Origin of the sequence: Coprococcus sp. ART55/1, from assembly GCF_000210595.1 — a bacterium.
GTDB lineage: Bacteria > Bacillota > Clostridia > Lachnospirales > Lachnospiraceae > Coprococcus > Coprococcus aceti.
Window position 1 is genome coordinate 85,078 of record NC_021018.1, and the last position, 11,334, is coordinate 96,411.

Here is an 11,334-nt window from a genome sequence, read left to right on the forward strand (position 1 = left end):
ATCGTTCTTCGTCGGTGCCACATTTGGATGCGCCATGGGTGGACTCATGGGACTCGACCCGGGCTTTGCCGCTGCCCTCGGAATGGTGTGCTTCTTCTGTGGCGTGGTAAACTGTCCTCTTACATCTCTGTTCCTGAGCATAGAGCTGTTCGGAGCGCACGGAATACTTCTGTTCACCATAGGATGTGCCGTCAGCTACATGCTGTCCGGCTATTACAGCCTGTACAACGAGCAGAAGATCATCTACTCCAAGCTCCGCCCTCACTATGTCAATCTCTACACCAACCAGGAGATAAAGACCAAGGAACCGGGATTCCTGGAAGGCCTTATAAGGATCAGGGAGGACGACTCAGACGACATTGAGGAGTAGCCGGCAGCTACTCTTCCTGAGTATCTGACTCAGACTCAGTCGTCTTCTTATCTGTGTCTGAGCTGTCACTCTTATCTTTGTTCTGATCCTTATCTTTGTCTTTATCCTTGTCCTTTGGAAGCTTTCCTACCTTGTACACCTCGTCACGCTTAGAGTACACGCTTATCGCCTCAGGATTGTCCGATATGACATTTCCATCGCCGTCATACACTCTTCTGTAGGACTGCACTGTAAGGCCCTCTATTCCCACTGTGTCAAGCACCTGCTCATCCTTGCCAAGACTCTTGTCCAGCTCATACTTGGTCTCATATGGCTCTGTCTCAACGGTCTCCGTGTAGAGCTCCACGCTGAACGGCTCCGTGATGGTGCCCCATATCGTACATGATGTGGAATATCCATCGTAGCTTGTGCTTATCTTTATCGGGTAATCCGTGTCATTTGTAAATACAAAGTCACATCCGCCCCACGCCACAGTGGCGTCAAGTCCCGCAGGAACATACGATGAAGGGTATGGATGACAATGTCTCTCATCTATCTCGAGATTCGCATACAGGCACGCCATGTACATGGTGGATGACACCTGACATATTCCACCGCCCATGTCCATGACTGACTGTCCGTCAGCATATGATGGGCCCGGAAGGAAGCCTCTCTCCTCGGTGAGCTCTCCGACTCCGAGGTTATATGAAAATGACTCTCCCGGCATGAGTATGGTTCCATCGCAATACTGCGCCGCCAGCTTGACATTTGTCTTTCTGTTCTCTGAACCCTCAACCTCTGTGCTGTATGAACTCATCTCGTCTCTGAACAGCATCTTCCTGTATTCTTCCGTACTCATATCCGCCGGGGTGTATGTGAGCGGGATGCTCACATCCGTTCCCTTCTTGGCAGATTCAAGGCTCTTCTTTGCCGCCTCCAGATCAAAGTCCACACCGTCCTTGGCCTCAACTACCTCGTAGTTCTTGTCCGGGTCAAGCGTTGGATTCTGCGGCTCACAATGTACCTTTTTGTATACCTCGTCCAGATCCACGTCAGCAGACACGACAGGACATTCCACCACAGTGCCATAGTCTCCTTTTGCTATCTGCTTCTTTATGCGGGTTACCAGCTTGTCTGTGTCTATCCTGTAGCTGCCCTTTCCCTTTGTCACAATGAGGTTCTTGTCCTCTATCCTGTATCCATCCTCTATATCCAGATCGACCTTCATCATATCACTGCTCTCGATGGCGGTCGTTATGATGCCGCTGTCGCCTATATATGGATAAATATCATAGCTGCTTCCAAGTGTCCATGATTCCAGAAGCCCATAGCCTCTTCTCCAGAAGCTGTGTGAGTCATCCTGTATCTTCTGCACAGACTTCTCAGAATCCATATCCAGCGCCGCCGACACATCCAGGGTGTAAGTCTTGTCATCCAGCTTCACCTGTATGCCCACACTGCTGTAATCGCGTCTGAACTGGTCATTTATGCTCTTTGCCGCCTCCGCAGATTTCATTCCGCCAACGTCTAATCCGTTTATGGTGGTCTTTTTGTACAGCTTTCTGTTGCCCACACACGCACATATTAGCGCATAAAATATCACCATGAACACCGCCGTGAGTATCCAGCTTATCACTCTGTATCGCTGCTGTCTCTTCCTCCACTGCTCAGATGCACGCCGTCCTGAACGTCCTGAAGCTCTCTGCCTGTTCTGCGCAAGTCTATTTTCAGTTGTATGTCCGTTTCTTCTTTCGTCTGCCATCTACATTCCCCTCATCCTGTAGAATAGATATTCCTTTGCAAGCTCCGAGTAGAGCTGCTGTACAGTCCACTCCCTGTTGCTCCGTGTCACTACCGACTTCAGCCTTACTGCCGGAAGCCCGGTCTTCTTATACCTTTCAAGAAATATATCAAGTTCTTTGCTGCTCACTCCGTCAAATATGAGCATATCCATACTGAGATCTTCCGTCTGTCCGGTCTCATCTCCACAGCCAGATATGTCAGCCGTGTCGCACAGACTTCCGACCTTCATACCATAATGCTTTCTCTGAATGTCAACGCACTCCGCACCTATGTCACTGCATATATCCTGTACTGCACTCTTCTGCTCAGGTGCCAGATTGACTGTCATTAGCCTCTTCATGTCAGCATTTCTCCTGTCTTTCTTCTTTTGTCCAAATCTATACTCATTATGTTATTTTTTCAAATATTGTCAACCGATGTGGGGAAAATATGTTGATTTTTAATTTAATAACCCCCATTTCACCATATTGAGACTATCCAATATATAACACCGAGCAGCCAGCTTGTAAATATACCGTACAGTATAACAGGCCCCGCTATGGTGAACGCTTTCACGCCCTTTCCGAACACTTCACCCTCAGTCTGGAATTCCACTATGGGCGCACACACACCATTTGCAAATCCTGTGATCGGCACAAGTGCTCCGGCACCGCCGTACTTTGCTATCTTCTTGTAGAGATTCAGACTTGTGAGGATGACACTTACGAGGACGAGTATCAGCGATACATACGCATACGCCTCGTCTTCCTTCACATCGAAGTGTACCAGCAGGTCAAATATCCCCTGCCCTATCGTGCAGATCACCCCGCCCACAAGAAACGCCCACAGGCAGTTTCTTGGCACACTTGATGTTGGTGTCACAAGCTCCACATATTCATTGTAATCACTCTCTGTAGGTTCAAACTTCATAACAAATACCTCCATTTCACACAAAATAATTTTGACTTTATCACATGCCCAGAACGACACTCAGCACCGAGCCCACCAGTTTTCCCGCGGCAAGGCCGTATATGACATAAGGGAGATTTCTTCTCACACTGAATCTTCTGGCCGCGATCGGTATGACATTCAACACCTCCGTAAGCGCCCCCGCCAGGCATCCCACAAATATCCCTCCGAACAGACATATGATGGTATATCCCACCCATGTCACCGGAACCGATATTTTGAATACATATATCAGATTTGCCAGCGCCGCACCATATGCCAGCAGACACTCTATGAGCAGATAATACCTTACCCCCTTTACCTTCTCAAGGAGCTTGGGGAATATTCCTATCATGGATATAAATGCAAAATACCCGCCCGATATGGCCACACCGCTGGCAAAGCAGGCTATGGCAAGCATAGCGTATCTAATCAGCATCTCTCTCCGCCTTCTTTCTGGAGGCATCCGTTATGACTGTCTGGTTGACCTCCTGTTCATACTGTCTCATCTGAACCTGAAGCGGTGTAGGATCATCAGAGAATTTTTTCTTTGCACCGTGATTGAAAAATACGATTATACCGATGAAGAGCCCCAGGGAATATGCTATTCCCGCCACAGGATAGGCATCCCTGCCCTGCCCCACAAATATGTTGTGCATGACGTCAAGCTGTCCAACCATATTGACATCCGAGTTGTACGACATGATGGAAAAGCCTGCTCCGAAAAATGCGATGAAGCATATCATCAGGAATTTGAAGAACTGCTTTACTTTGTCGCTGGTGTCATATGTCCTGTAATACACAACCACGTCCGTTGCCCCTATGGTCTGTGTCTGGCAGTCCGGGTAGTGCTCCTGTATCACCTGCAGAATGTACATCACCGATATGACCTGCTGCTCCTTGCTTCCGGAAAAGCTCATGAGCTCCAGCTTCTCAACACCGTATTTTATATCGGGATTCGGGCTCAGCACCGTCGCCACATCTTTTATTTTGACTTTTCGCTTCTCCGCCAGACAGCTCTCCGACAGTTTCAAATACAAAAGTTCAGCCATATACATGTCCCCTGTTCTTATATTCTAAGAATAGTCTGTCCATGTATATGGCTGATATTACTCCAATATTTTCCATCTGAGTCTTCCGAGTATCTTTTTCTCAAGCCGGCTCACCTGCACCTGGCTCATGCCAAGGATCTGCCCTGTCTGTCCCTGCGTCTTGTCCTGAAAATACCTCAACACCACAAGTTTTCTCTCATCCGGCGTGAGCGTGTCCAGAAGCTGCGATACACACAGCCTGTCCACGATGCGGTCTCCATCTTCCGTGCCGCACATCTCCGCGTGAAGATCATCTATGCATGTCACATCCGATGCCGCGTCCATCGCCATCACAAGCTCTTCAGGAGTCGCTCCTATAGCCTCACATATCTCCTCCATTCCCGGCTCAGTCCCTCTGTTTTTTCGACCTCGTGTCTGTATCTGTCTGCCCTGTAGTATATCGTTTTAAGATTTCTGCTGACCTTCACCATTCCGTCATCCCTGAGAAAGCGTCTAATCTCCCCCTGAATGAGTGGAACCGCATACGTGGACAGTTTTACCTCATAGTCCATATCAAACCTGTCTATGGCCTTTACAAGGCCTATAAGCCCTATCTGTATAAGATCCTCAAGTTCCTGTCCTCTCCCCACATATCTTCTGGCAACGCTGACCACCAGTCCCATATTGTCCGTCACAAGTTTATCTCTGGCATCTCTGTCTCCATCTTTTGCAAGTTCAAGCAAACGATGATTATCCGCCATCAATATATCTCCTGACTTTTTCCTATTATCTTCTTCATATTTACCACGGTTCCCTCACCCACGCGGGATTCTACCTTTAGCTCATCCATGAAAGCCTCCATAAATGAAAATCCCATGCCCGATCTGCTTCCGTCCGTGACAGTGGTGTAAAGCGGCTCCATTGCCCTGTCGACATTCTCTATGCCGCAGCCGTGATCTGTGATCGTTATGTACAGGGTGCGCTCCTCTATGTATGCCTCCAGGATTATGCTTCCCTCCCCGGATCCATATCCGTGTATTATCGAATTCGTGACAGCCTCCGACACCGCCGTCTTGACATCCTCCACCTCACTGAGTGTCGGATTTGTCCTCGTCAGCATAGCCGCCACCACGACTCTCGCCACAGCCTCATTCCGGGCATCACAGCCAAATTCCATGATCAATCTGTTCTTATCCATACCATTCTCCTCGTTATCTATATTTTATCTGTCCAATCCTCAGCCTCATCCCGGACACCGCTGTCCAGCCTTGTCGCGATCCTGTATATACCGGACATGAGCAGTATCCTGTCCATTCTCGCATTTACATTTATCACCCCAACGCTTCCCCCTCTGTCGTGGAGCTGTCTGTACCTTCTCGTTATAAGTCCTATCCCCGAGCTGTCCATGAACGTTGTCCTGCCAAAATCAAATATGGCATGTCTCACCACCTCCTCGGCAAATACTCCGTCTATCCCTGCGGTCATCTTCACCGCCGCATAATCATCCACCTCTCTGGGCATATATACGATTATAGTATCCCCCATTTTCTCGTAGATATTCATCTTCAATCCCCCTGTCACAAAATAAAAGGCACAAAAGAAACGGTTAATCCTTATCCGTCTCTTTTGTGCCTTCTATAAATTATAATCTTTTTATATGTCTTTCTGTCTTTCGTTACTGTCCGTCAGTTGTATCTGTTCCATCGCCTGTATACGAACTGTCGGTCGTGTCTGTTCCGTCACCTGTATACGTATTGTCGATGGTGCCTGTTCCATCATCCGTATACGTGTTGTCGGTCGTATCCGTTCCATCACCTGTATACGAGCTGTCGGTTGTATCTGTTCCGTCACCTGTGTCCGTGCTGTCGGTCGTACCTGTTTCGTCACCTGTGCTTGATCTGTCGGTTGTATCTGTTCCGTCGCCCGTGTTCGTGCTGGCTGTACTTGCAGAATTCTTCTTTTCAAGTCCCGCCTGTATGGCATCTTCATCCGCATAATCACACGCAACCGTGTAGTATACGGAGTTCGGACAGTTCTCAACAAGCTGGTTAAATACCAGTGTGGCATTGTTATCATCAGAAAGCTTCAGATAACACATCGCCTTGTAGAACAGTGCCACATCGCTGTTAGGTGTATCCTGAAGGACTCTGTTCAGATCATCTATGGCAGCCTCATATGTCATGGTCTCGTACTTATAGATCGCTGACTGTACCCTTGCCTTATTGTCATCCGACAGAACCTGTGAAGCGTAATCGCCATACTTATCTATCTGTGTCTGAAGGTTCTTCGCCTCAGTCTCAGCATTTGTGAGCTTGGTGGTCATGCTGTCCACCTGTGACTGGAGCTCCGATATGGCCACATTCTTATCCGCTATCTCCTGACTGAATGTAACCTTCAGGTCTCTCTCTGAATTGTCAGCCGCCTTATCCCTGTGCGGGATGATGAGCGTCCACATGGCCGCAAGTCCCAGAACAACTCCCGCTATGATATAAGCGATGGAATATTTGTAGAAATTGATGTCCTTGTATCTTCCAACCGGAATCGGATCCCCATCAAAATCCACCTCGCTGTTGCCGGCTATGAGCTTCTTCTGGTCATCCACGAACAGAGAATCCACATCGTAGTCCTCCTGCGGATAATCCCTGAAGTTCATGATCTCCTCATCAGTGTGGCCCATCTCATTGAAATATCTGACCGCCACTGGATTTGTCCTGTCTATCTTGATGACACGCTTGAGTGCCTTGCGAGCCTTGTCATATCTTCCCTCGTCGATGAACAGAAGTGCAAGGAGCAGGTACCCCTGTATAAATCTGCTGTTGTCGGAAAGTACCTTTCTGAGCTGTATAAAGGCAAGATCCTTGCTGCCCTGCTTCGCATATACCAGCGCCTGATTATACTTTCTGGTTACATTGTTCACCGCCTCCAGCCTGTGTGGGTTGGATTTTATCTCCTTGATGTATCTCTTGGCGACATTCTTGCCGTCAAAATAATTCACGCTCACTACCCAGTGGCTGAGCGCCTGAACTATCTCTCCGGTCTCATAGTACACCAGTCCAAGAAGGTTCCGGGCATCTATATTCATCTTGTCATACTTCAGAGACAGCTTGAGCGCCTCCTCCGCACCTGACATATCCCTGACCCTCGCCTTATCAAGCCCTATGTTGTAATAGTACTTTGACGAGTTGAGAGCCTTGTTCACGTAATCTATCTTCAGTCCGCACCTGGTACAGTAGCCTGTGACGGCTATCGCTCCACCGCAGTGCTTACAATTCAGTACATCTGCCATATCTTAATCTCCCGACCAATCTGTGTTCTTTACTTCTCTGCTTCCTTTGCAACCCTCATCATCTCCTGCATGACATCCATGATGTCCTTGAGATCATTGTTGTATATTGCATCCTCTGCCTGGTCAAGTTCAAGTGCCGGCTTAAACCTCTTTATCTCTTCATCAAAATTGATCATGTCTGTTCCTCCATCTCTTGACACCGCCCACCAGATACAGGGAACCAACGCAGTATATGTTGGTATTCTCTCTGTCTCCTCTGAGCTCCACTGCCATATCCATGGCATCGTCAATCTCATCGCTGACCATGACCGGAGTATCCGTACACGCCGAGAATATCTCCGCCAGCTTTGCGGAATCCGCCTTTCTGCTGCTGTCAACGCTTGTGACTATTATCCTGCCAAACGTAATATTTCCGGCAAGCAAATGTATCATGGAGTCATACTCCTTATCCTTCACCGCCGCAAATACCAGTATCTTGTCATATTCCCCATGAAGCCTGTTCATGGTCTCTATATATGCATTTACAGCCTCCACATTATGGGCACCATCCACATATATATGGGGAGCTATCTCCTCCATCCTGCCCTCCCAGTAGAACTGCAGGAGTGCATTCCTCACGGTCTTCTCTATATCCTGTTCCGGTACATTCCGCCTCTCCATGAGCATCCTGAATGCTGTCACGGCAAGGCTGACATTCTCCACCTGGTACAGTGATGTCTTCTGTATCTGTAAATTGCAATAACTATAATACCGATTATGCAATGAAAAATCAATGGTTTTGTTCCCCAAATGATTTATTATATAATCTGATTTTTCGACCGGAATTATGTCCGCTCCACGCTCTTTGGCAGTATCTTCTATGACCCGCGCAGCCGCCTCATCCCGCCTGAAATATATCACCGGAACACCCGGCTTGATGATGCCTGCCTTCTCATAAGCTATCTTCTCTATCGTGTCGCCAAGATACTCCATGTGATCCATTCCCACCGACGTGATGATCGTAAGCTCCGGCGTCAGGACATTTGTCGCATCCAGTCTTCCGCCCATTCCTGTCTCGTATACGGCAAAGTCACACTTCTGCTGTCTGAAATACACCGCCGCCATGGCAAACATGACCTCGAAGAACGAAGGGTGCTCCATGAACTGCCCCTTTACGGTCTCAAATGCCGACACAAAATCGTCATCGGATATATTTGTACCATTTATCTGTATTCTCTCGTTTATGGACACGAGATGGGGTGATATGAACAATCCCACTCTGTATCCCCGGGCTGCAAGCATCTGCGCCAGAGCGCGGCATGTGCTGCCCTTGCCGTTGGTTCCCGCCACATGTATCGCAGGAACAGCCTTCTCAGGGTTCCCCAAACGGCACAAAAGACTGGAAAGGTTCTCCTTGCCAATCTTCTGTGCAAAAAGCGGAATACCCAATATATAATCCACAGTCTCTCTGTAATCCGCCATTATGATTCTCCTATCCGTCCGTGCGTGCTGCTCAGACCCAATTATCTATTGTCAACTTTCTCAGGGTAGAGGTCGTGGTTTGCCAGACGGTTCCAGGCAACCTCCTCCCACTTTGTTCCCGGTCTGCCGTAATTGCAGTACGGGTCTATGGAGATTCCTCCCCTCGGTGTGAACTTGCCCCACACCTCGATGTACTTTGGATCCATCAGTTTTATGAGGTCCTTCATGATGATGTTCATACAGTCCTCATGGAAGTCTCCGTGATTTCTGAAGCTGAACAGATACAGTTTCAGCGACTTGCTCTCCACCATCTTCTCGCCCGGCACATATGATATGTACACCGTTGCGAAGTCAGGCTGTCCGGTGATCGGACAGAGGCTTGTGAACTCAGGACAGTTGAACTTTACAAAGTAGTCGTTGTCCGGATGCTTGTTGTCAAATGTCTGGAGCATCTCAGGTGCATAGTCCATGCTGTACTTTACGTCTTTATTTCCAAGGAGGGTCACCCCCTCCATCTCTTCTTTACTTCTTCCCATTATGGTCTCCTATATTACTTTTATGATTCATGCTTATTCTGCTATATGATCACGCTGTATTACTGCTCCTGCAGTGCTTCTGTCACAGACTTGATGAGTAGCTTAACAGCCTCGTCACAGTGCTCCTTCTTAACGATAAGTGGAGGTGCGATCCTTATGATGCTGTCTCTTACCGCTGTTATGAGGAGCTTGTTCTCAAACGCTCTGTGCTTTACTTCAAATGCGATAGGCTTGTTGAACTCAACGCCTATAAGAAGACCACGTCCTCTGATCTCCTTGACACAAGGAAGTGCCTTGAGTTCCTCCATGAAGTATGCTCCTACTTCCTTTGCATTCTCGTAGAGCTTGTTATCCAGTATCTCATCTATCTCTGCAAGCGCCGCTGCACAGCACACAGGGTTGGCTGCGTATGTTGAACCGTGGGCACCAGGTGTAAATGCTGCTGCTATCTTGGTGCTTGTACACATCGCGCCTATAGGCATACCGCCCCCGATGGCCTTTGCCATGGATACCATGTCAGGCTTTACGCCATATGTCATATATGCCATGATGTCTCCGGTTCTTCCCCATCCGGTCTGAACCTCGTCGAACATGAGGAGCATGTTCTTCTCATCACAGAACTCACGAAGTCCTTTAAGGAACTCAGGGTCTGCAGGGTATACACCACCCTCGCCCTGTACAGGCTCTACCATGATTCCTATGGTGTTCTCATCGCATTTGCTCTTGAAGTCCTCAAGGTTGTTATACTCTGCATATGTGAATCCCGGAAGGAGTGGTGCAAATCCCTTGTGGCAGGCCGAATCAGGCTGGCCTGTTGCCGACAGTGCACCGTATGTTCTTCCGTGGAAGCTGTTCTTCGCTGTCACGATCTTATATCTGTCCGGTCCGTAATTGTCCACGCCGTACTTTCTAGCCATCTTGATCATGGCTTCATTTGCCTCTGTTCCTGAGTTCTGGAACACGATCTTCTCCATGCCTATGGTGTCACACACCTTCTTTGCAAGGAGGATCATTGGAAGTGTATATGCATAGTTTGATGCATGTATTACATTTGCCGCCTGGTCAGCTATGGCCTTTGCAACCTTCTTGTTGGCATTTCCCGCGCTGCTTACCGCTATTCCTGCGAAGAAGTCGAGGTATCTGTCGCCGTTCTCAGCGTACACATACATGCCATCGCCCTTCTCCTCTATGAATTCCCATCTTCTGGACTGCTCTGCCAGATATGTATCTACTATCTCTAAAAGTTCTTCTCTTGTATAACCTGATTCACTAACCTTCATCTTTCTCTCCTTTTGTATACTCTCCGGTATATCTGCAAATATCCGCCCATATTATAACAGGCATTCCGCATACATTATATACACAAAGCCCGCCACTGGCAAGCGTTCGTGAAATATAACAGATAAATGCTTTAACCACCGTTAAAAAGGACTGTACCGTGAGGTATACCTCAAAGCACAGCCCTTTTATATTTATGCATTTCTCTGTATTATCTTGCAAACTGGGAATTGTACAGATTCGTGTAGAAGCCGCCCTTTGCAAGCAGTGTCTCGTGATTTCCCTGTTCGATGATGTGCCCGTCCTTCATGACTAGGATGACATCTGACTCCTTGATGGTTGACAGTCTGTGTGCAACCACGAAGCTTGTTCTGCCCTTCATCATCTTGGCAAATGCTCTCTGTATCCTTATCTCAGTTCTTGTATCTATGGATGATGTTGCCTCATCCAGTATGAGCATAGGTGGAAGATCAAGCATAACCCTTGTGATACATAGGAGCTGCTTCTGTCCCTGTGACAGATTGCCTCCATCCTCTGTTATATATGTGTTATAGCCATCAGGAAGTCTCTTGATAAAGCTGTGTGCATGTGACTGCTTTGCAGCCTCGACGATCTCCTCATCCGTTGCGTCCGGTCTTCCGTATGCTATATTGTCCCTTATCG

16 protein-coding genes are annotated in these 11,334 nt (G+C 48.1%); 1 reads left to right on the plus strand and 15 read right to left on the minus strand.

Annotated elements, in window-relative coordinates; genetic code table 11:
• Positions 1–370: chloride channel protein (locus tag CCU_RS00375; RefSeq protein WP_208895862.1), on the plus strand; the 370-nt coding region annotated here is incomplete at its 5' end.
• Positions 371–377: 7 nt separating this feature from the next.
• Here CCU_RS00375 and CCU_RS00380 read toward each other — a convergent pair.
• From CCU_RS00380 to CCU_RS00445, 15 genes are all read right to left on the minus strand, one after another.
• On the minus strand, positions 378–2,111 hold the full coding sequence (locus tag CCU_RS00380) for a VanW family protein (protein ID WP_015533146.1): 1,734 nt from the start codon (positions 2,109–2,111) through the stop codon (positions 378–380).
• On the minus strand, positions 2,112–2,492 hold the full coding sequence (locus tag CCU_RS00385) for a DUF3783 domain-containing protein (RefSeq protein ID WP_015533147.1): 381 nt from the start codon (positions 2,490–2,492) through the stop codon (positions 2,112–2,114). It abuts the gene before it with no gap.
• Positions 2,493–2,611: 119 nt separating this feature from the next.
• Complete coding sequence (locus tag CCU_RS00390) at positions 2,612–3,061, minus strand: SpoVA/SpoVAEb family sporulation membrane protein (protein WP_015533148.1); 450 nt, start codon at positions 3,059–3,061, stop codon at positions 2,612–2,614.
• A 40-nt stretch (positions 3,062–3,101) separates the two neighbouring features.
• Complete coding sequence (locus CCU_RS00395) at positions 3,102–3,518, minus strand: stage V sporulation protein AB (protein WP_015533149.1); 417 nt, start codon at positions 3,516–3,518, stop codon at positions 3,102–3,104.
• Complete coding sequence (locus tag CCU_RS00400; RefSeq protein WP_015533150.1) at positions 3,508–4,131, minus strand: stage V sporulation protein AA; 624 nt, start codon at positions 4,129–4,131, stop codon at positions 3,508–3,510. The genes CCU_RS00395 and CCU_RS00400 overlap by 11 nt, the downstream gene beginning before the upstream one ends.
• 57 nt (positions 4,132–4,188) lie before the next feature.
• A complete protein-coding gene (locus CCU_RS14345) occupies positions 4,189–4,509 on the minus strand; it encodes a sigma-70 family RNA polymerase sigma factor (protein ID WP_015533151.1) in 321 nt (106 codons plus the stop codon).
• On the minus strand, positions 4,485–4,871 hold the full coding sequence (locus CCU_RS14350; protein WP_015533152.1) for a sigma-70 family RNA polymerase sigma factor: 387 nt from the start codon (positions 4,869–4,871) through the stop codon (positions 4,485–4,487). Before CCU_RS14350 ends, CCU_RS14345 begins: the two co-directional genes overlap by 25 nt.
• Positions 4,871–5,308: an anti-sigma F factor gene (spoIIAB, locus tag CCU_RS00410; RefSeq protein ID WP_015533153.1), complete on the minus strand. Its 438-nt coding sequence runs from the start codon at positions 5,306–5,308 to the stop codon at positions 4,871–4,873. The genes CCU_RS14350 and spoIIAB overlap by 1 nt, the downstream gene beginning before the upstream one ends.
• 17 nt (positions 5,309–5,325) lie before the next feature.
• Complete coding sequence (locus CCU_RS00415; protein WP_015533154.1) at positions 5,326–5,673, minus strand: anti-sigma factor antagonist; 348 nt, start codon at positions 5,671–5,673, stop codon at positions 5,326–5,328.
• Between the two features lie 112 nt (positions 5,674–5,785).
• The gene (locus CCU_RS00420) at positions 5,786–7,396 is read right to left on the minus strand and encodes a tetratricopeptide repeat protein (protein WP_015533155.1); all 1,611 of its coding nucleotides are present in this window, start codon (positions 7,394–7,396) and stop codon (positions 5,786–5,788) included.
• Between the two features lie 29 nt (positions 7,397–7,425).
• Positions 7,426–7,572 (minus strand): hypothetical protein, encoded by a 147-nt coding sequence (locus tag CCU_RS00425; RefSeq protein WP_015533156.1) that lies wholly within the window; start codon positions 7,570–7,572, stop codon positions 7,426–7,428.
• Positions 7,559–8,857 carry a bifunctional folylpolyglutamate synthase/dihydrofolate synthase gene (locus CCU_RS00430; protein ID WP_015533157.1) on the minus strand — a complete coding sequence of 433 codons (1,299 nt, stop codon included), beginning with the start codon at positions 8,855–8,857 and terminating at the stop codon, positions 7,559–7,561. Before CCU_RS00430 ends, CCU_RS00425 begins: the two co-directional genes overlap by 14 nt.
• Positions 8,858–8,898: 41 nt before the next feature.
• The gene (gene queF / locus CCU_RS00435) at positions 8,899–9,393 is read right to left on the minus strand and encodes a preQ(1) synthase (RefSeq protein ID WP_015533158.1); all 495 of its coding nucleotides are present in this window, start codon (positions 9,391–9,393) and stop codon (positions 8,899–8,901) included.
• Between the two features lie 59 nt (positions 9,394–9,452).
• Positions 9,453–10,673: an aspartate aminotransferase family protein gene (locus CCU_RS00440; RefSeq protein WP_015533159.1), complete on the minus strand. Its 1,221-nt coding sequence runs from the start codon at positions 10,671–10,673 to the stop codon at positions 9,453–9,455.
• A gap of 209 nt (positions 10,674–10,882) precedes the next feature.
• On the minus strand, positions 10,883–11,334 hold a 452-nt coding region (locus CCU_RS00445; RefSeq protein ID WP_208895863.1), incomplete at its 5' end, for an ATP-binding cassette domain-containing protein.